General features: G+C 66.5%; 21 protein-coding genes and 1 pseudogene. 8 read left to right on the top strand and 14 right to left on the bottom strand.

The genetic code is table 11. The features are described 5' to 3' along the window. Positions 1 to 2 precede the first annotated feature (2 nt). Positions 3 to 278, top strand: a complete 276-nt coding sequence (locus OH799_RS19260; protein ID WP_406265865.1) for an exodeoxyribonuclease VII small subunit — start codon at positions 3 to 5, stop codon at positions 276 to 278. Further along, entirely contained in the window at positions 275 to 619 is a 345-nt protein-coding gene (locus OH799_RS19265) for a VOC family protein (RefSeq protein WP_406265868.1), read from the top strand. The genes OH799_RS19260 and OH799_RS19265 overlap by 4 nt, the downstream gene beginning before the upstream one ends. 23 nt (positions 620 to 642) lie before the next feature. Here OH799_RS19265 and OH799_RS19270 read toward each other — a convergent pair whose 3' ends face one another. Both OH799_RS19270 and OH799_RS19275 read right to left on the bottom strand, forming a co-directional pair. Further along, positions 643 to 1,140 carry a GNAT family N-acetyltransferase gene (locus OH799_RS19270; protein ID WP_406265871.1) on the bottom strand — a complete coding sequence of 166 codons (498 nt, stop codon included), beginning with the start codon at positions 1,138 to 1,140 and terminating at the stop codon, positions 643 to 645. Positions 1,141 to 1,561: 421 nt separating this feature from the next. After that, complete coding sequence (locus OH799_RS19275; protein ID WP_406265873.1) at positions 1,562 to 2,128, bottom strand: DUF4245 domain-containing protein; 567 nt, start codon at positions 2,126 to 2,128, stop codon at positions 1,562 to 1,564. A gap of 127 nt (positions 2,129 to 2,255) precedes the next feature. Here OH799_RS19275 and glpX point away from each other — a divergent pair, with 127 nt between their 5' ends. Continuing rightward, positions 2,256 to 3,299, top strand: a complete 1,044-nt coding sequence (gene glpX, locus OH799_RS19280) for a class II fructose-bisphosphatase (protein ID WP_357265347.1) — start codon at positions 2,256 to 2,258, stop codon at positions 3,297 to 3,299. 104 nt (positions 3,300 to 3,403) lie between these two features. Here the strand turns inward: glpX and OH799_RS19285 are convergent, their stop codons facing one another. After that, on the bottom strand, positions 3,404 to 3,751 hold the full coding sequence (locus OH799_RS19285) for a hypothetical protein (protein WP_406265876.1): 348 nt from the start codon (positions 3,749 to 3,751) through the stop codon (positions 3,404 to 3,406). Between the two features lie 212 nt (positions 3,752 to 3,963). On the opposite strand from OH799_RS19285, the gene OH799_RS19290 reads away from it, so the two are divergent. Beyond that, the gene (locus tag OH799_RS19290) at positions 3,964 to 5,367 is read left to right on the top strand and encodes a class II fumarate hydratase (RefSeq protein ID WP_406265879.1); all 1,404 of its coding nucleotides are present in this window, start codon (positions 3,964 to 3,966) and stop codon (positions 5,365 to 5,367) included. A gap of 273 nt (positions 5,368 to 5,640) precedes the next feature. Here OH799_RS19290 and OH799_RS19295 read toward each other — a convergent pair whose 3' ends face one another. The 4 genes and pseudogenes from OH799_RS19295 to OH799_RS19310 all read right to left on the bottom strand — a co-directional run bounded on the left by OH799_RS19295 (position 5,641) and on the right by OH799_RS19310 (position 9,368). Then, positions 5,641 to 6,498, bottom strand: coding sequence for an acyl-ACP desaturase (locus tag OH799_RS19295; RefSeq protein ID WP_406265882.1), 858 nt, complete (start codon positions 6,496 to 6,498; stop codon positions 5,641 to 5,643). A 100-nt stretch (positions 6,499 to 6,598) separates the two neighbouring features. Beyond that, positions 6,599 to 7,168 carry an LGFP repeat-containing protein gene (locus tag OH799_RS19300; RefSeq protein ID WP_406265885.1) on the bottom strand — a complete coding sequence of 190 codons (570 nt, stop codon included), beginning with the start codon at positions 7,166 to 7,168 and terminating at the stop codon, positions 6,599 to 6,601. Positions 7,169 to 7,347: 179 nt separating this feature from the next. After that, positions 7,348 to 8,733, bottom strand: coding sequence for a PhoH family protein (locus tag OH799_RS19305; protein WP_406265889.1), 1,386 nt, complete (start codon positions 8,731 to 8,733; stop codon positions 7,348 to 7,350). Positions 8,734 to 9,048: 315 nt separating this feature from the next. Beyond that, a pseudogene (locus OH799_RS19310) lies at positions 9,049 to 9,368 on the bottom strand (DUF488 domain-containing protein). A gap of 86 nt (positions 9,369 to 9,454) precedes the next feature. Here OH799_RS19310 and OH799_RS19315 point away from each other — a divergent pair. Continuing rightward, a complete protein-coding gene (locus tag OH799_RS19315) occupies positions 9,455 to 9,727 on the top strand; it encodes a hypothetical protein (protein ID WP_357265355.1) in 273 nt (90 codons plus the stop codon). Positions 9,728 to 9,733: 6 nt separating this feature from the next. On the opposite strand, the gene OH799_RS19320 is transcribed toward OH799_RS19315, so the two are convergent. Next, complete coding sequence (locus OH799_RS19320; RefSeq protein ID WP_406265892.1) at positions 9,734 to 10,153, bottom strand: limonene-1,2-epoxide hydrolase family protein; 420 nt, start codon at positions 10,151 to 10,153, stop codon at positions 9,734 to 9,736. Further along, positions 10,150 to 10,896 (bottom strand): TetR/AcrR family transcriptional regulator, encoded by a 747-nt coding sequence (locus tag OH799_RS19325; RefSeq protein ID WP_406265895.1) that lies wholly within the window; start codon positions 10,894 to 10,896, stop codon positions 10,150 to 10,152. Before OH799_RS19325 ends, OH799_RS19320 begins: the two co-directional genes overlap by 4 nt. Before the next feature lie 114 nt (positions 10,897 to 11,010). On the opposite strand from OH799_RS19325, the gene OH799_RS19330 reads away from it, so the two are divergent. Continuing rightward, the gene (locus OH799_RS19330; RefSeq protein ID WP_406265898.1) at positions 11,011 to 12,207 is read left to right on the top strand and encodes an FAD-dependent monooxygenase; all 1,197 of its coding nucleotides are present in this window, start codon (positions 11,011 to 11,013) and stop codon (positions 12,205 to 12,207) included. 232 nt (positions 12,208 to 12,439) lie between these two features. Here the strand turns inward: OH799_RS19330 and glyA are convergent, their stop codons facing one another. Then, on the bottom strand, positions 12,440 to 13,735 hold the full coding sequence (glyA, locus tag OH799_RS19335; RefSeq protein WP_357265367.1) for a serine hydroxymethyltransferase: 1,296 nt from the start codon (positions 13,733 to 13,735) through the stop codon (positions 12,440 to 12,442). Positions 13,736 to 13,821: 86 nt separating this feature from the next. Continuing rightward, positions 13,822 to 14,439: a TetR/AcrR family transcriptional regulator gene (locus tag OH799_RS19340; RefSeq protein ID WP_406265901.1), complete on the bottom strand. Its 618-nt coding sequence runs from the start codon at positions 14,437 to 14,439 to the stop codon at positions 13,822 to 13,824. A 94-nt stretch (positions 14,440 to 14,533) separates the two neighbouring features. Here OH799_RS19340 and OH799_RS19345 point away from each other — a divergent pair, with 94 nt between their 5' ends. Continuing rightward, the gene (locus OH799_RS19345) at positions 14,534 to 14,992 is read left to right on the top strand and encodes a PaaI family thioesterase (protein ID WP_406265904.1); all 459 of its coding nucleotides are present in this window, start codon (positions 14,534 to 14,536) and stop codon (positions 14,990 to 14,992) included. 301 nt (positions 14,993 to 15,293) lie between these two features. Here the strand turns inward: OH799_RS19345 and OH799_RS19350 are convergent, their stop codons facing one another. Beyond that, positions 15,294 to 16,490, bottom strand: coding sequence for a DUF885 domain-containing protein (locus tag OH799_RS19350; protein WP_406265907.1), 1,197 nt, complete (start codon positions 16,488 to 16,490; stop codon positions 15,294 to 15,296). A gap of 181 nt (positions 16,491 to 16,671) precedes the next feature. Here OH799_RS19350 and coaA point away from each other — a divergent pair, with 181 nt between their 5' ends. Then, the gene (gene coaA / locus OH799_RS19355; protein ID WP_406265910.1) at positions 16,672 to 17,604 is read left to right on the top strand and encodes a type I pantothenate kinase; all 933 of its coding nucleotides are present in this window, start codon (positions 16,672 to 16,674) and stop codon (positions 17,602 to 17,604) included. A 6-nt stretch (positions 17,605 to 17,610) separates the two neighbouring features. Here coaA and OH799_RS19360 read toward each other — a convergent pair whose 3' ends face one another. Further along, complete coding sequence (locus OH799_RS19360; protein ID WP_406265913.1) at positions 17,611 to 18,222, bottom strand: hypothetical protein; 612 nt, start codon at positions 18,220 to 18,222, stop codon at positions 17,611 to 17,613. Between the two features lie 132 nt (positions 18,223 to 18,354). After that, a complete protein-coding gene (locus OH799_RS19365; protein ID WP_406265916.1) occupies positions 18,355 to 19,134 on the bottom strand; it encodes an isoprenyl transferase in 780 nt (259 codons plus the stop codon). Between the last annotated feature and the right edge of the window lie 121 nt (positions 19,135 to 19,255).

Here is a 19,255-nt window from a genome sequence, read left to right on the forward strand (position 1 = left end):
CCTTGGCCGATCCCGGCAAGTCCACGGGTGGGAACGGAAAAGGAGCAGACCCGGCCGCCGAGCAGGCCGAGGTCGCGGGCTTCGGCTACGAACGCGCCCGCGACGAACTGGTCAACGTCGTGAAGATCCTCGAACAGGGCGGCCTCGACCTGGATGAGTCCCTCGCTCTGTGGGAACGCGGCGAGGCGCTGGCCCACCGCTGCGAAGAACACCTGGCCGGCGCTCGCAAGCGAGTGGAGGACGCGCTGCACCGCACCGACCTGGAGGAGCGGCAATGAGCATCCGCCGCGCCACCCCGGACGTCCGCGCCACCGACATGGAAGCCAGCCTCGACTTCTACCGACTGCTGGGCTTCCACGAAGCGATGGACCTGGGCTGGGTCGTGACGATGGTGTCGCCGTCCAACCCGACTGCCCAGGTCCTGCTGATGGGTCCGGACGCGGAGCAGCTCCAGCCGACCATGAGCGTGGAGGTCGACGACGTCGACGCCGTGCACGAGGCGATGACCGCCGCGGGCGCCGACATCGTCTACCCCCTACGCGACGAGCCATGGGGCGTACGCCGCTTCTTCGTCCGCGACCCCAGCGGAGCCATCGTCAACGTGGTGAGCCACCGCTGACCGACGGCGCCGCCAGGCCACCACTATCGGCGTGTCGCCGCGGCGCAGTACCGTGCGATGCCGTCCTGCACGCTCAGCCGCACGAACCCAGCTTTCTCCAGCACACGAACCGAGGGTGGGTTGGCCAACTCCACCTCGGCGGAGACCGTGTGGACCTCGGGCGCGGTCAGTGCGTGGGCGGCAAGTGCCCTGGTCGCCTCGGTGGCGTAACCACGACCCCGGCGCGATGCGACGATGCCGTACCCGATCTCCAGTTGCCCGTCGGTCGCAGGCCAGAACAACCCGATCGACCCGACGACGAATCCGCTCACGCGCTCGATGATCAATCGATGCCCGAATGGACCGAGCCAGTCCGGATGTTTGGTGAGCAGTCCCGCGATGACCCGATCTCCCTCGGCAGGGAAGTCGGCGGCCCACACGGCGCCGCGTCGGTCACCGAGTACGGCAGCCGCCTCGTCTGAGGTCCACGACCGCAGCACGAGACGCTCGGTGGTCAGCTCGGTGGAAAGAGAAAAAGACACGTGACACTCCTGGTCATCGAAGAAGACCCGGTTCGCGTCGAAGCGTCTGCGGAATCAGACGTGCGCGAACCGGAGGAAGGCATGCGAAAAACGGCTGAGGGCAGCCATATTCATCGACCTCCGACTTCGGTTCGGCACGTGTCTCGCACCTGCCGCAACGCTAACGGCGGAGGCGAGAGAAGGCAAGGCGCGGTCATCGGCGGCAGGTCGACCCGCGCCGACAGCCAGGCGAGCGCGGCGTTGCAGGCATTGCGCGACGACGAGCGCTACTGATGCTGTGCCGCCGTGCGAAGTCTCGATGCACTTCATCTGGCCACCGCGTTGGAACTGGCCGATGATCTGACCGCCGTCATGACCTACGACAAACGGTTCGGCGATGCGGCGCAGGTCGCTGGGGTTGACCTGGGTCGCGCCCAGTTGATCAGCGCGTCAGCGGTGTGGCGCCGGCGATCGCTTGGGCGAGCGTCGCGAACGCCGAATGGTTGCCCGCGCCGGTGATCAGCACCCTGGACTGACCGAGATCCGCGATCCACGCGGTCTCCGAGCCCTGCTCGGCGTACACGATCCACTTCTGCTCGCCGATCTGCTCGGTGCCGCTCGCGTATCGGGACCCGAGCACAAACCTCGCCAGCGCCTCCTCGGTCGCGTTGCTCTGACTGAACCTCATATAGGTGCCCTGCGGTGTGATGTAGCCGATGGTGCTGACCGGTCCGCCGCCGGTACTGCCGATGGATTCGCGGCTGCCGGAGTTCGGCGTCCAGTCGGCGGGCAGGTCCGGATTGCGGATCGGGAACGGCAGCGAGCGCGCGTCCGCGGTGAGAGCGGCCTGCGCATCGAAATGCGGAATCTGCCCCTGTGTCGGCCCGTTGGCGGCGAAACTGCATTGACTGGCAAGACCCGCGAAAACCACGGCGATCAACACCAACGGGATCAGCGACCAGAACAGATCCCGGTAGTCGTTCAGAATGCGTGGCTTTTGGTACGACACGCTCCCAGTATCCACTCGTCGGGCGGCACTTCCCCGCGCACCCCGATCCATGGAACAGGTGCACGACCGTGCCACATCGAATGAGACAATTGACCGGTACGTACCGACGCACAGGAGGCACCTCGCAATGACGGCATCTTCCCCGAAACCGAGCCGCCGCGAGGCGCCCGACCGCAACCTCGCGCTCGAACTGGTCCGTGTGACCGAAGCCGGAGCGATGGCCGCGGGCCGCTGGGTCGGACGCGGCGACAAAGAGGGGGGCGACGGCGCCGCCGTCGATGCCATGCGGCAGCTGGTCAGCTCGGTGTCCATGCGCGGCGTCGTCGTCATCGGTGAGGGCGAGAAGGACGAAGCGCCCATGCTCTACAACGGCGAGGCCGTCGGCGACGGCACCGGCCCCGAAGTGGACTTCGCAGTGGACCCGATCGACGGCACCACACTGATGTCCAAGGGCTCGCCCGGCGCGATTGCCGTGCTCGCGGTCGCCGAGCGCGGCGCGATGTTCGACCCTTCGGCGGTGTTCTACATGCGCAAGATCGCCGTCGGCCCGGACGCCGCCCACGTGGTCGATATCTCGGTCCCGATCCGCGAGAACATCAGGCGAGTCGCCAAGGCCAAGAACTCCTTGAAATCCGACCTGACCGTCTGCATCCTGGACCGTCCCCGGCACGCCGAACTGATCCAGCAGGTGCGTGACGCGGGCGCCCGCATCCGCCTGATCTCCGACGGCGACGTCGCGGGCGCGATCGCCGCGGCCCGCCCGGACTCCGGCACCGACATCCTGGTCGGCACCGGCGGCACGCCAGAGGGCATCATCGCCGCCGCCGCGATGCGCTGTATGGGTGGCGAACTACAGGGCATGCTTGCCCCCAAGGACGACGAGGAACGACAGAAGGCCATCGACGCCGGACACGACCTCGACCGCGTGCTCAGCACCGAAGATCTGGTCTCCGGTGACAACGTCTTCTTCTGCGCCACCGGCGTCACCGACGGCGATCTGCTGCGCGGAGTGCGCTACTACGGAGGCGGCGCGTCGACCCAGTCGATCGTCATGCGCTCCAAGTCCGGCACGGTCCGCATGATCGATGCCTACCACCGCCTGACCAAGCTGCACGAGTACTCGTCGGTCGACTTCATCGGTGACGAGGACGCGGTACCTCCGCTGCCGTAATTTCGGCCGCGCGGGCGCGGCGTGTTCGCGGATGCTCGGTCTCGCTTCGCTCGGCGGCGGGAGCGGGGCCGATCGGGTACGCGAAGCCGCACTTGCAGGGTGGTTCAGTCGAGGATGTCCAGATGATCGGCCCGGCGCCGGAGATCTGCGGCTATCTCGTCCCAGTCGGGTCCGTGCAGATACAGACTGTCTGCCGCTTCACGCATCAGAGCTGGGTCGTCGGGCCGTTGGAGCACGGCCAGTCGGTAGGCCAGGTTCCGGATCCAGACCGGCAGGAACCCGTCGACCACATGCGGGGACAGCTCATGGAACATCGCGAGAATCTCGTCCGCGTCGGCGAAGGTCAGCTCCTCGACGAACCAGCTTTCCCGGTGTTCCTGCTCGCACTTCGTTGCCGGGCAATACTCGTCGCCGTAGAGGCAGCGGGCATGTTCCGTCAACGTGTTGTGCATGGCGCAGAGGCTACGGCAGCAGCGGAAGCCCGAAACTCGCCACGGCTCCCATCCTGATGCCACCGCGTCGGTCCCACGCCCGCTTCCGAGCGCAGCGAGACCAAGCATTCCCCGCTCGCGGCCCGGCTCATGTCCGACCGGCCGCCGCGGCCGCGCGGCCGACAAGCACAGCACCCAGCGCCGAAGGCGCTGGCAAAACATAGACTCACCTTATGACCGAGGAGACGCAGTACCGCATCGAGCACGACACCATGGGCGAAGTTCGAGTTCCGGTGGACGCTTTGTGGCGGGCGCAGACCCAGCGGGCCGTGGAGAATTTCCCGATCAGCGGACGCGGCCTGGAGCGGGCGCAGATCCGCGCGCTCGGCCTGCTGAAGGCCGCGTGTGCCACGGTGAACCGCGACCTGGGTCTGCTCGATCCCGCGAAGGCCGACGCCATCATCGCCGCGGCGAACGAGATCGCGGAGGGTAAGCACGACGACCAGTTCCCGATCGATGTCTTCCAAACCGGTTCGGGCACCAGCTCGAATATGAACGCCAACGAGGTGATCGCCTCGCTCGCCAAGGCGAACGGCGTCACCGTGCACCCGAACGACGACGTCAACATGTCGCAGTCGTCCAACGACACCTTCCCCACCGCAACACATCTCGCCGCCACCGAAGGAGTCATCACCGAGCTTGTCCCGGCGCTCGAGCACCTGCGGCTCGCGCTGCTGGACAAGGCCACCGAGTGGCGGACCGTGGTGAAGTCCGGACGCACCCACTTGATGGACGCGGTGCCGGTGACTCTCGGTCAGGAGTTCGGCGGCTACACCCGGCAGATCGCGGCGAGTATCGATCGCATCATGGCGACGCTGCCGCGGCTGGGCGAGCTGCCGATCGGCGGTACCGCGGTCGGCACCGGCTTGAACGCACCGGAGGGCTTCGGCGCGAAGGTCGTCGCGGAACTGGTGCTCGCCACCGACATCGACGCGCTGCGCGAGGCCGAGGACCACTTCGAGGCGCAGGCCGCACGGGACGGTCTGGTCGAGGCGTCCGGCGCGCTCCGCACGATCGCGGTCAGCCTCACCAAGATCGCCAACGACATCCGGTGGATGGGCTCGGGCCCGCTGACCGGACTGGCCGAACTTCAGCTGCCCGACCTGCAGCCGGGCAGCTCGATCATGCCAGGCAAAGTGAATCCCGTTCTGCCCGAGGCGGTTACCCAGGTTGCCGCACAGGTGATCGGCAACGACGCGGCAGTCGCCTTCGGCGGCGCGAACGGCGCCTTCGAGCTGAACGTCTACATCCCCGTGATGGCGCGCAACCTGCTGGAGTCGATTCGACTGCTGGCCAACGTGTCTCGGCTGTTCGCCGACAAGTGCGTGCGCGGCCTGGTCGCCAACGTCGAGCACCTGCGCACCCTTGCCGAGTCCTCGCCCTCGATCGTCACACCACTGAACTCGGCGATCGGCTATGAGGAGGCGGCCGCGGTCGCCAAGGAAGCACTGAAGCAGAGGAAGACCATCCGCCAGACCGTCATCGATCGCGGCCTGCTCGACGAGAAGCTGACGGAGGAGGAACTCGACCGTCGCCTCGACGTGCTCTCCATGGCGAAGGTGAAAGACGGGGAGTAATCCGCGCACAAACGCCACGTTGGACACCCTCGTCTGCTCCAACGTGGCATTCGTCCCTTTTGGCTTCCGCATGAAGCGGATACTCAGTTAGTCCATGTGGAATCCGAAGGTGTTACAGCCGTAGCAACCGTTGTCGCCGACCACAGGCACGAGGGTGCCGAAACACCGAACGCTCGACCCACTCCGACAGAAATCCCGGCGAACCTTCCGCTACAGGAAGGCTTCGCCGGGATTCACCTACGGAAAGGCACTGTCGAAATGTTCGTGGCCTGATCAGCTGCGCAGATGCGCGAGTTCGTCGCGCGCCTTTTCCCCTTCGGGGCCGAAGTCGGTGCGGCTGAACACAGTCCAGCGCTTCAAGAGCGGAGCGAAGACCAGTTCGCCTTCCTTGGCGGGGTCGTAGATACCGGCCTCGGCGAGGACCTCGTCGCTTGTGCGACCATCCGCCAGCGTCACCGTGGGGACGTGGAAATCCGCGACCCGGTCGGCGATGGCGCGCATGGTCTGGTCCGGCGCCAGATCGAGGCCGGCCGCGACCAGGTCCGCGAAGAAGACCGACTGCAGTTCGTCGTCCAACGCGATGCGCTCGGCGATGGCGGTGACCATCGGGTTGTCGCCGAGTGCCGCGATATTGCGATGCCGGATCGCGCTGGCCGCCTCCTCGAACGCACAGGTGGCCAGCACGTCGAGCAGGTGCATCGCCGGGCGGCGGAAGCCCTTGGTCATGTGGTCCATCCGCAGCCGCTCCAGTTGGACCGGGTCGACCGACCTGGTGACCATGAGGTAGTTGCGGATCATGATCTCGTGCCGGTTCTCCTCGGCCGTCCAGCGACCGACCCAGCGCCACCAGGCGCCGGTCCGCAGGTACTTGCCGACCTCCCGGTGATACGAGGGCAGATTGTCGGCGATCAGCACGGAGACGGTCAACGCCAACTTCGTGACGTCGCTGAGCTCGGATTGTTCCGGTTCCCAATCGACGCCGCCGAGGAAGGCGAAGTTGCGCCCGTCGTTCCACGGCACGAAATCGTGCGGCTGCCAGCCGTCGGCGACATCGACGTGCTTGCGCAGATTCAGTTCTACGTCCACCGCGAGTGATTCGAGCAGTTCGCGATCGGTCAAGAGAGTTTGCACCAAGACAACCTAGCGGCTGGGCCCGCGAAGCGGGGATCTGGGAATGGGACCGGACAGGCGTTCCGGGGCCGTCGGGCGGCCGCGGACGCCGGAAACCGAATCACTTCGGCGTGACGGTGATATTACCGTCTACCCAGGTGATGGTTCCGCCACTGAAATCGCTCTGTTTGCCGCCTGGGATGGTTTTCTCGTCGCTGATCGGGTAGCCGAACTTGCCGTTGGCGCCGCCGTTTGCTTCCCATGCTGCGCGGATCTCACCCCACACGATCTGCGGTTCGCCGTCCTTCGGCTCGTAGATCGTGCCGCCGACGAAGTCCTGGAACTCGCCGTCGTCGGGTCCGTCCGCTTTGGCTTCCAACGGCGGGCCCAGCGGGCCGGTGGGGCCGCCGCTCGCCAGGTACTTCTCATAGATGTCGCCGGAGACGGTGACGGGCTCGCCACCTTGTGCCGGAATCCTGGTTTCCTCTGCGGCGCCGTGCGGAGTGGCCTCGCCGGTGTGGGTCGCGGTGTGGGTCGCGGCGACCGAAGTCGTCAGTACGCCCGGGGCGATAGAGGTGATCGAGGCGGCGCTGCCGTCCTTGTCGTTGTCGTCGCCACAGCCGACGGCGACGAAACCGGCCGCGGCGATCAATGCGGTGAAACCAGCCGTTCGTCGAGCGAAGTGGTGCATTTCCATCCTCTCGAAATCGGCCGCGCGGAGTGCCACGTAATCCGTGGCGCTCCGCGCGACCCAGGCCGATGTTCGGATATGACCCGGCTAGCAACTCGCCTGGTCATACCGAACAGCTATCGCGGCGGATAATACCCGCCGGCTATGAGGTGAAACACACCGCGGCGCCGGCCGCCCGATCAGGCGTTGGGACCGTACTCCTCCAGCATCTCGGTAACCAGGGCCGCGATCGGCGAGCGCTCGCTACGGGTCAGCGTGACATGGGCGAACAGCGGGTGACCCTTGAGCTTCTCGACCACCGCCGCCACCCCGTCATGCCGGCCGACGCGCAGGTTGTCGCGCTGAGCCACATCATGGGTGAGCACCACCCGCGACCCGGTGCCGAGGCGGCTGAGCACCGTGAGCAGCACGTTGCGCTCCAGCGACTGGGCCTCGTCCACGATCACGAAGGAGTCGTGCAGCGACCGTCCACGAATGTGGGTCAGCGGCAACACTTCCAGCATGTCGCGGCTTAGCACCTCCTCCATCACCTCGCGGCTGGCCAACCCGTCGAGCGTGTCGAAGACCGCCTGCGCCCAGGGGCCCATCTTCTCGCTCTCGGTGCCGGGCAGGTAACCCAACTCCTGGCCACCGACCGCATACAGCGGACGGAAGACCACCACCTTGCGCTGCGTTCGCCGTTCCAGCACCGCCTCCAGCCCTGCGGTCAGCGCGAGTGCGGACTTACCCGTGCCCGCCCGGCCGCCGAGCGACACAATGCCGACACTCTCATCCAGCAGCAGATCCAGGGCTATGCGCTGCTCGGCGGAGCGGCCGTGCAGCCCGAACGCCTCGCGCTCGCGCACCAGCTGCACACGTTTGTCCGGGGTGACCCGGCCCAGGGCACTGGAGCTGGTGCCTAGCAACCGGATGCCGGTGTGGCAGGGCAGTTCTCGCGCGGCATCGAGGTCGATCACCGACTCGGCGTAGAGCTGATCGACCTGCGCAGTGCTGACGTCCAGCTCCACCATGCCGGACCAACCGGAGGTGACGACGTCCTGCGCGTGGTACTCGTCGGCGTGCAAACCCACCGCACTCGCCTTGACCCGCAGCGGAATATCCTTGGACACCAGCACCACTTCGCGGCCCTCGGCCGCGAGGTTGAGCGCACAGGCCAGGATTCTGGAGTCGTTGTTGTCGGTGCGGAACCCGACTGGAAGGACCGCGGGATCGGTATGGTTCAGTTCCACCTGCAGCGTTCCGCCCTCGGTGCCGATCGGCACCTGTTGATCCAGCCTGCCGTACTGCAGGCGTAGATCGTCCAGGTTGCGCAAAGCCTCCCGCGCGAACCAGCCCAATTCGTGGTGGTGCCGTTTGCCTTCGAGTTCGCTGATGACCACCAGCGGTAGCACCACGTCGTGTCCGCCGAACCTGGTGTACGCCCAGGGATCCGAGAGCAGAACGGAGGTGTCGATGACAAAGGTGTTGCCGGGTAATTGCGAGGGGCGGGCCCCCTTCGCGGCGGCTCCGCCTTTCGCGGAGCGGGATTGCGCCGAGGGAGCGGAAACGGAGCGTGTAGCAGTCACGGTGGGCTCCTATGTGTTCGTGCGGCACTCGCACGAACGATCTCGCTGGACCGGTCCGTCCTGATGGACCCCGACGTTGCCGTCAGGCGCCACGAGGGCCGGGTGCCGGCCCCCTCGTACTGAGTAGCTCAGTCACGGTCAGGACCTCCCGTACGAGCCACACCGCCGCGGCCCGCATACACGACGCTACCTTCGAAACCCACTTCCGCGCTCGGGGACAGGTACACATGTCCGTGAACTTGTCGTAAACCGGAGCTGTGCGAGGGCTCGGCGCAGCATGTCGAGCAGCACAGGAACATGGCTGCGCACCGGATTTTATACGGCTGCGAGCAAGGCGACCGGACCTTCGGCGGCAAGCGCATGCAGTTCCCGCAAATCTTGCTGAACCTCCGACGCCGCGAGTTCGGCGCGGTAGCGGCGGACGAACGCGCCGCCGCGCACGTCACGGTCGACAGGAAACCAGCGACGAAGTTCGTTCGACGGGGTCAGCGTTTGGGCCAGCGGTCGACGCGCGCTTGCTCTTTGGTGATCCCGCGCCGCCGGAGCCGATCGAACGGCACCCGGATGCCGTCATCCGGGTCCGGGGTTTCGTAGATGCGTTTCACCCGAAAACCGGGCGGTGGTTCGAGTGTCATGGCAGTAATCGCGGCACAGCATCGCCGGGCTGGTGGGTTACGCCACACGGTCGCTGCCGCCCGGTAAGGAGGTTAGAGTCGCTGGTATGGCGGGTAACGAGGAGCTGGAGAAGCTGTCGTCGAAGGAGCTGCACGACCGCGCGGTGAAGGTGGCCGTGCGCCATGGGGATGTCAAGTTCCTGTGGCGGCTGCTCACCTCGATCCCCGCCGCGGAGGCCGCCGCGGGCAATCTCGGCGAGAGCGAGGCGGACATCAAGTACGTGCTCCCGATGATCGACGACTACTTTCACGCGGGCGACGGCGCGATCGCCGAGGTGCTGCGGCCGTTCTACCTGGAGTACCTGATCCAGCACTCCTGAGATCGCTCAGCCGCGGGTACGTGCCGCGCGCCAGAGGCCGACGACGGTGCCGCGCAGGAAATTACCCCAGCTGAAATGGTCGTGCCACAGGATGATTCGGCCGTCGCGTAGCTCGAACGTGCCGGCCACCCAGAACCCGACGCGCACCGGGCCCACGCGCAAGTAATCGGTACGGTCGGTGAGCACGATGTCGCCGTCGGCGGCGATGTGGTGCATGTCGACGGCGAACCCGATCCACCCCCGGCTCAGCCCGCGCAACATGCCGCCGACCCTGCGGATACCCCGCACGTCGGGCAGCGAGGTGTTCTTCCAGACGATGTCCGGGTGCAGCAGGTCGAGTGCCTCCCCGGATGCGTTCACCTCCAGCGCGGCGAAGAACTCCCGCACCGTGGTGATCGAGTCCTGTTTCACGAGTTCTTCGGTCATGATCCGAGCGTAGGCCCCGGTGCTCCGGCGCGGCGTGCGACGAGCACGGCCAACCCGTCGAGGATGCGTCCGATGCCGAACTTCAGTGCGCCTTCGCCACCCACGACCGCTCCTTCCTCGGCGAACGCTGCCGCCGCCGTGGGGTAACGCTGGGCCGCGGCGGCCACCATGTCGGCGAGCTGTCCCGCGATCTGCTTCTCGAACGCCTCCGCATCAACCACGCGGACCTGCTGCACCAGGCTGCGCGCGTGCCCGGTCAGCAGGACGATGGTGTCCAGGCGTTCGGCATTCGTGAGCCGCGTCGACGCGAGTGCGCCCAGCGCGGACTCCATCCAAGCCATTTCGTTCGGACCGAACGGCCGCACCCCTACGGACACCTCCAGCGACCACGGGTGGGCGTGGAAACGTTCGTAGAGCGTCTCGCACCACAGGCCCAGCTGTCCACGCCATGCCTCTTCGGTCGAAACATCGTCGGCGGCGGGCAACTCCGGCGGCACGCCCAGCGCGGTATCCAGCATCAGCGCGACCAACTCGGCCTTGCCCGGTACGTAGCGGTACAGCGACATCTTCGTGAAGCCGAGACGCTCCGCCAGCCGCTGCATGGACAGATTGGCCAACCCGTCGGCATCGGCGAGCACGATCGCCTCGGCGACGATCCCCTCCAGTGACAGGGCGGGCTTGGGCCCGCGCTTGGGGCGCTGCTGGGTGCCCCAGAGTAGTTCGACTGCGGTAGGTGTCGGCATGCCCGAATCCTTCCGGATAACGACTTGACGAAAAACTGTGTCTATCATACGCTAATTTGTGTCCATCGGAAACAGAATCTGCCGGACACTGATTTGAACCATAAGGGAGTCACCGTGCCCAACTCGACCGTCCTCGTCTCCGGCGCCAGCATCGCTGGGCCCGCCCTGGCCTATTGGCTGCACTGCTACGGCTTCGCCGTCACCGTCGTCGAGCGCGCCCCGGCGCTGCGCCCCGGCGGCCAGGCCATCGACTTCAAGGGCCGCACCCACTTCACCGTCCTGGAGCGGATGGGCATCCTGGACGAGATCGAGGAGCGCAGGACCGGCGCCACCGACACCGTCTTCGTCGACGAGAACGGCAAGCAGCTCGCCGTCATGTCCGGCGACTTCACCGGCGGCGACGTAGAGATCCTGCGCGGCGACCTGGCCGAGATCATGTACAAGCGAACCGCCGAACACTGCGAGTACCTGTTCGGCGACTCGATCAGCGCGCTCACCGAGACCACCGACGGCGTGCACGTCGAGTTCGAGCACGGGCCTGCGCGCACCTTCGATCTCGTTTTCGGCGCCGACGGTATCCACTCCCGGGTGCGCAGGCTGGCTTTCGGCCCGGAGGAGGACTTCGTGAAGCACCTGGGCTACTACTACTGCGTCGCGGGCGCCGACCCATGGGGCCAGGACGCGACGGGTCCACGCGAACGGGCGATCGCCTACGGCCACAACGCTCCCGGCAAGCTCGCGATCAGCGGCGGCTCGAAGGCACAGCAGCTGTATATGTTCGCCGCGCCCGAGCTCGAGTTCTCCCGCGACGACAGCGCCGCGCAGCGGCGCATCATCGAGCAGGTCTACGCGGACGTCGCATGGGAGGTGCCACGGATGCTCGACGAGGTGGCCGACTTCGACGACTTCTACCTGGATTCGATCAGCCAGGTCCGGATGAAGGGCGGCTACACCAAGGGGCGCGTCGCGTTGGTCGGCGACTCCGCGTACGGAAACACGCTGGGCGGCTTCGGCACCGGGCTCGCGGTAGTCGGCGCGTACGTCGTCGCGGGTGAATTGGCCCTCGCCGATGGCGATCACGCGGTCGCCTTCGCCCGCTACAACGAGATCATGAAGCGCTATGCCAAGATCGCGGGCAACAGCAACGCGGGGCGCTTCCTCGCCCCGAAGACCGCACGCGGCATCAAGCTGCGTAACTGGTTCTTCGGTTCTCGCTTGTTCACGTTGATGCTGAAGTACAGCGACAATGCCGCCAATGACATCGACCTGAGGGACTACCCGGCGTTGGTCGGCGCGACGGACATCGACTGAGACCGAGACCGTGCATCGACCGAAGGGCCACCGCGGCTTCGGCGACCGCGACGACGGTACGGTGAGATCCCCACCTTCCTGCGCGACCACAAGTGACGACATCTTCAGCCCACCGGCGGGTCGGCGGGCGAACGCTCGGACGCTGCCCCACCAACCGACCGGAGAATTGGTCGCCGGCCAGTACGCGACCGGGAACCCGGCCCCTGGCAACCCGGCGGCAGGGCCTGACAGTTCAGCCGAGGAGGTGCCAGTCCTCCAGGCCGTTGTACAGGGGAACGTCATTGGCCAGCTTGCTCACCCTGGCGCGCAACGCGTCCACGTCGGAACCGCCCGCCAGTGCGGTCGCGATGATGTCGGCGACCTCGGTGAACTCGGTGTCGCCGAACCCACGGGTGGCCAGGGCCGCGGTGCCGATGCGCAGGCCGGAGGTGACCATCGGCGGACGCGGGTCGAACGGAACGGCGTTGCGGTTCACCGTGATTCCGATCTCGTGCAGCAGATCTTCGCCCTGCTGGCCGTCGAGCTCGGAGTTACGCAGGTCGACGAGCACCAGGTGCACGTCGGTGCCGCCGGTGAGCACGCTGATGCCCTTGTCCTTGACGTCGGCGGCGGTGAGGCGCTCGGCGAGGATCTTCGCACCGGAGAGGGTGCGCTCCTGACGGTTCTTGAACTCCTCGGTCGCGGCGATCTTGAAGGCGACCGCCTTGGCGGCGATCGCGTGCATGAGCGGCCCGCCCTGCTGGCCGGGAAACACCGAGCTGTTCAGCTTCTTGGCGTACTCCTGCTTGGCCAGGATCAGACCGGAGCGAGGCCCGCCGAGCGTCTTGTGCACGGTGGAGGACACCACGTCGGCGTAGGGCACTGGCGAGGGGTGCAGCCCGGCCGCGACCAGACCGGCGAAGTGCGCCATGTCCACCCACAAGTAAGCGCCGACCTCGTCGGCGATCGAGCGGAACGCCGCGAAATCCTGGTGACGCGGGTAGGCCGACCAGCCCGCCACGATCACCTTCGGGCGCGCGCCGAGGGCGATGGTGCGCACCTCGTCCATGTCGACGCGGTGGTCTTCCTTGCTCACCCCGTAGGAGTGCACCTCGTAGAGCTTGCCGGAGAAGTTCAGGCGCATGCCGTGCGTGAGGTGACCACCGTGCGCAAGGTCGAGACCGAGCAGTTTGTCACCAGGCTCCATCAGCGCCATCAGCACCGCGGCGTTCGCCTGCGCGCCGGAATGCGGCTGCACATTGGCGAAGTCGGCGGCGAACAACTCCTTGGCGCGGTTACGCGCCAGCGTCTCGACGACGTCGACGTGCTCGCAGCCGCCATAGTACCGCCGACCCGGATAGCCTTCGGCGTACTTGTTGGTGAGCACGCTCCCCTGCGCCTGCAGCACCGCGCGCGGCACGAAGTTCTCGGAGGCGATCATCTCGAGGGTGTCGCGTTCGCGGGCGAGTTCGCCTGCCATCGCGGCGGCGAGCTCCGGATCGAGCTCACCGAGGGACTGGGAATTGACAGAGGCGGTCGTCTGCGTCACGGGCTCAGTCTATGGGCCGGATGCCAGCTCCCGGCCAGGGGGTTCATCCCGCCGTCCGGAACAGGCCGCGGGCTGTGATCCGGAACTCAACCCTGCGCTTCGTCGCGTTCACCCGCGGGCAGGTAGTTCTCCAACAGCACTGTGAGGTGCTTTTGCGCGGCCTCGAGCGGACGGGTGGATTTCGTCGCCCGCGCCTGCACGATGGCGCCCTCCAGCGCACTGAACACGAAGCTGCTGAAGGAGTGCGCCTCCGCGGCGGGCATGCCCGCCGCGGAGAGGGCGGCGCCGAAACGTTGATGCCAGTCCTCGAAGACCGCGCCCGCGGCGGCCTGCACGCCGGGCTCTGCCTCGGCGAGAGCGGCCCCGACGATCGGGCACCCCGCGCGATAGCCGGTCTTCTCCAACGCGGAGACCCACCAACCGATGAGCGCACCGAACCAGCGTTCCGGCGGGGCAGCCGTGATCTTGTCGATCACGTCGTTGATCCGGGCACCCGCGACCTGGGTCGCGGTCTCGACCAGCTCGCTCTTGCCGGAGGGGAAGTGCTGGTAGAGCGAGTTGCGCGAGGCCTTGCTCCGATCGAGCAGGGCGGAAAGACCCGCGGCGTGCACGCCCTGCTCGCGCACCAACTCGATGGCGCTCTCGATCAGCCTGGTGCGCGGCCCGGCGGCTGTGTCGATAGTTCGCTCGCCTCCGTCGCTCATTACTCCTCCTTGCCGCACGGTTGCATGAACCGATCGGTTCATGCTCCAATCATGTCAGATGTGGACCGATCGGTTCATCGAAAGGATGGAATTCATGTCCGAAGCCACGATCGACCCGGCTCAGCTGTCCGGGCTGGAGCTGCTGCGGACCGCGATGACGATGCCGAGCCGCCCACCGTTCATCGGTGACCTGCTCGGGATGGAGGTCGAAGAGCTCGAGCAGGGCAGGGTGGTCTTCGCGCTGCGGACCCGGCCCGATTTCGCCAACCCGCTCGGCACCACGCACGGCGGCATCTGCGCCACCCTGCTCGATTCCGTGATGGGTTGCGCGGTGCACACCACACTGGAGGCGGGCGCCGGATACACGACGCTCGAACTGAAAGTCAACTACATCCGCGCTGTCCCCACCGGCGGACAGCGGCTCATCGCCACTGGCACCACGATCCATGTCGGCCGAACCACCGCGACCGCCGAGGGGCGTGTGGTCGACGAACAGGGGCGGCTGGTCGCGCACGCCACGACCACTTGCGTCATCTTCCGCGCAAACCGCTGATACTCGGGGCACCCCGAGTATTCGGGCCCCAGGTTTACGGGGCACGACAAGTCGTAACGAGAAGGTGCGGCCCAACCGGTTTCCTAGGTGACATCTACTTGCGATCACCTTGCGAAGGAACAGACATGGTCACCATGATTTCGGTACCCAACTCCCCGGTCGAGGCGCTGCTGCGCAGCCTTTCGCAACTACTGTGCACCATCTCCGCCGGTGGACAGGGGTGCGCGGTCATCATGTAGCGCGCCCACCGGCGTGACACCGCCCGGGCCACCGACGGTCCGCGCGAAGCCGCCCGCGCCGGTCACAAGGCGCGCACAGCGCCGGGCGTGAGCGGTTCGTCGAGGAGTCTGCGGAACCGGTCGGCCCGATCGTCGGCGTCGACCGCGCGATCGAGCCATCCGCCCAGCAGCCGATAACCCTCTACGTAGGTGGAGATGTAGGCCCGCCACAGCGGCGAGGACAGGAACCGAAGCGACTGCCGCGCTCGATCCGGCGTCACCAGGCTCCAGGTCTGCAAGAACTCCGCCACCTCGTCGGGGGTGCGACGCCGGTCGTGCAACAACAGCGCGGCGTCCTGTCGCACACCGAGCAGCTTGGCCGAAGCGTTCGAGAGCCGTTCGGCCCGTTCGCCGTCGAAGCGCAAGCCGAGGTCGGCGTAGATCTCCTGCGCCCATACACCCCAACCGGGGCCGACGATGGAGCGCAGCGCCAGATCGGCGAGACCTTCGGCCATCAGGCACTGTGGCGTGTTCACCAGGAACAGCGTCTGCTCGGCCTGCCCGTCCGCGACCAGCCCTGCCTCCTTACGGCAGTGCTCGGTGTGGTGTCCTGGGTACGACTCGTGGGCGATCAGGTGCGGCAGGTGCGCCATGTGTTGTTTGAGGTCGGAGTTGATCGCGACCCGGGAGTGATAGTTGCCCAGGTAGTAGTTGAACCCGGACCAGGGCTTGTCCCCGACCACCTCGTAGCTGACGTGCTCGTGGTCGGGCAGCGGATACCTGGCGCGGACCAGTTCGCGCAACGCGCCGGAGAACGCCTCGACGCAGGCGGACAGGCGCTCGGGCGGGATCTCGTCGGCCTTGCGATGCGCGGCCGCTCGCTCGGCCAACGGCCCCTCTCCCGCGAGCACCTCATCCATCTGCCGGTGCGCCTCGCGGTAGTCATCCACGTCGCCGGGTGCGATGTCGACGTCGAAATACGCCCGCACCTCGTCGACGAATCCGATCTCGTCTCCGGCGAACTTACGACCGGAACATTCCAACGCGCGCAGATGCACGTCGAGGAATTCGGCGCGTTCCGGTGGCAGCCCGGCTTCGGGCACTTCAGCGCGCAACTCGGCGGCGCGGTGGGCCAGCGTTCGCGGCGGCGATGCCGGCGCGTTCGCTACCTCCCGCCGCAGCGCGGGATCACCGGTATAGGCGTCGACGAACCCTTCCTCGAGCTGGTCGAAGGCCAGGCCGAGCCGCAGGTATTCGGACACGAGCGGATGCGCTTCCATGGCAGCCGACATTAGCCGCTCACCTCCGTGCCATCGACCCGGTTACCAAGGGCTAGTGGTACCCCACTTATCCCACGATGGCGACGCGGAGCAGAATTCGGCTATGCGGCGACAGCTAGACCGAATCTCACCAGACCCGCACGGTAAGTCTGCGTGTTTGCCGAAGTGGAGCGTCGGGTAAATGGCACGGATGAGCGAGCCGAGTCCATACGTGGAATTCGACCGGAAACAGTGGCGAACCCTGCGTAAATCGACTCCCCTTGTGCTCACCGAAGAAGAACTGATCGGCCTGCGCGGTCTCGGGGAACAGATTGATCTCGAGGAAGTCGCCGAGGTCTATCTCCCGCTCGCTCGTCTCATTCACCTGCAAGTGGCCGCGCGCCAGCGCCTGTTCGCCGCCACCGCGACCTTTCTCGGCGAAACCCATCCGGACGAGCAGGTCCCGTTCGTCATCGGCGTCGCGGGCAGCGTCGCGGTCGGCAAGTCGACCACCGCCCGCGTGCTGCAGGCACTGCTGGCCCGCTGGGATCATCACCCGCGCGTCGACCTGGTCACCACCGACGGATTTCTCTATCCCACCGCGGAACTCACCCGCCGCGGCATCATGCACCGCAAGGGTTTTCCGGAGAGCTACGACCGCCGCAAGCTGCTGCGATTCGTCACAGAGGTGAAATCCGGCGCGGCGGAAGTGTGCGCGCCGGTGTATTCACACATCTCCTATGACATCGTGCCGGACAAGCTGCACTGTGTACGTCAGCCCGACATTCTGATCGTGGAGGGCCTGAACGTACTGCAGACCGGTCCGCGGCTGATGGTCTCGGATCTGTTCGACTTCTCGATCTATGTCGACGCGCGCATCGAGGACATCGAGAAGTGGTACGTGCAACGGTTTCTCACGTTGCGCAACACCGCGTTCGCCGACCCGAACGCGCATTTCCACCACTACTCCGGATTCACCGACGAGCAGGCGACCTCCGCCGCGCAGGAGATCTGGAACAACACCAACCGCCCGAATCTGGTGGAGAATATTTTGCCCACCCGACCGCGCGCCACCTTGGTGTTGCGCAAGGACGCCGACCACAGCATCAATCGGCTGCGCCTGCGCAAATTGTGATTCCGATTACAATTTCCACGCCTCGTCGAGGCGTCGTGCGACATCGATATCGCGAGCCGCGGCGATATGCGGTCTGCGGATCTCGGTGGAGATATAGCGGGCGACGAACCGCCTGATCTCGTGGTCCACGCTCGCGAGGATGCGCAGCAACTGTCCACGCCTGGTCGCGCTGGCGACGTTGACGTGCACGTCTCCGGGACGCGGCTCGGCGATGTCGATCAGCACGCGCAACGGTGCGGCGGTGCGCACCGTCAGATGCAGGTGGATGGCCCCCTCGACATGGAAGCGATGCCGGTCGACGGCCAGATCGAGAAGCAGGTCGACATTCAGCGGGATGACCAACTCGAACGAGATGGCCTCCTCGATGTGGCGGCGCACCCGTGGCTCACCGAGCTGAACCTGCGCGGACACCTTGGCCAGTCGTCCCGGCCCCATCCCGATCGGTCCGAAATCGAAGGCGGTGCCGGTCAACTGGCCGAATGCTCCGGCGATACGCTCCGCGGAGGCCGCGTACTCCAGGAAACGCCTGCCGAACTCCTCATAGCTGATGTCGGCCCCGCCCGGCCCCCGGTGCGCGGACTCGGGCGGCCCGCCAGGCCGAGTGTCGTACACGCTCATCCCTGCGCCTCGCTGACGCTCGGCTCCGGCACGATCGCGCCGGCGGCCGTGTCGATGGTTCGCTCGCCCATGAGACCGCACGGTACGCGAGAAGGGCGGAGCTGGAGCCGGATTCACGGCACCGAGATCGGATCAGACCCCGAAACGGCGATGGCGCGCGGCGTATTCGCGCAGCGCTCGCAGAAAATCCACCCGCCGGAACTCCGGCCAGTACGCCTCAGTGAACCATATTTCCGAATAGGCGCTCTGCCACAGCAGGAAACCGGACAGCCGCTGCTCGCCAGAGGTGCGGATGACCAGGTCGGGGTCCGGCTGGCCGGAGGTGTAGAGGTGCTGGCCGATGGCGTTCACGGTGATCGACTGAACCAGATCCTCGCCGGTTTCCCCCGCCGCGATCTCCTGGCGGACCAGCGACCGCACCGCGTCGGCGATCTCCTGCCTGCCCCCGTAGCCGACCGCGACGTTGACGTGCACGCCACCACGCTCCTCGGTGCGCTCGGCCGCGGTACGCAACCGCTTCGCGATCAGCTCGGGAAAGCCGTCCAGCGAGCCGACGATGCGGACGCTCCAGTTCTGTTCCGGCGCCGACAACTCCTCGACCACGTCGGTGATCACCTCGAACAGCGTCTCCAGCTCGTCCGGATCACGCTGCAGATTTTCGGTGGAGAGCAGGTAGACGGTCACCATCTCGATGCCCTCGGCTTCGCACCAGCCGACCAGCTCCGCGATCTTCAGCGCGCCGACCCGATGACCGTGACTGACATCGGTGAAACCGTTCTCCCGGGCCCACCGGCGATTGCCGTCACACATCACCGCGACGTGCCGGGGATGCTGCTTGTCTGCCAGCTGCTTGGACAGCCGGGCCTCGTAGACGCGATACGGCAGACCCCGCACCTGACTCGGAAGTTCCACCCGGGCAACCCTACGCCTCACCGATGCGATCTAGGCACCGACCGCGCGGCCCCGGTACAGTAGCGAATAACTCAAACTTACGGTCGCGTAGGTTACTGGCGGGTTTATCTAGGAGGTAACT

Origin of the sequence: Nocardia sp. NBC_00881 (genome assembly GCF_045207455.1) — a bacterium.
Taxonomy (GTDB): domain Bacteria; phylum Actinomycetota; class Actinomycetes; order Mycobacteriales; family Mycobacteriaceae; genus Nocardia.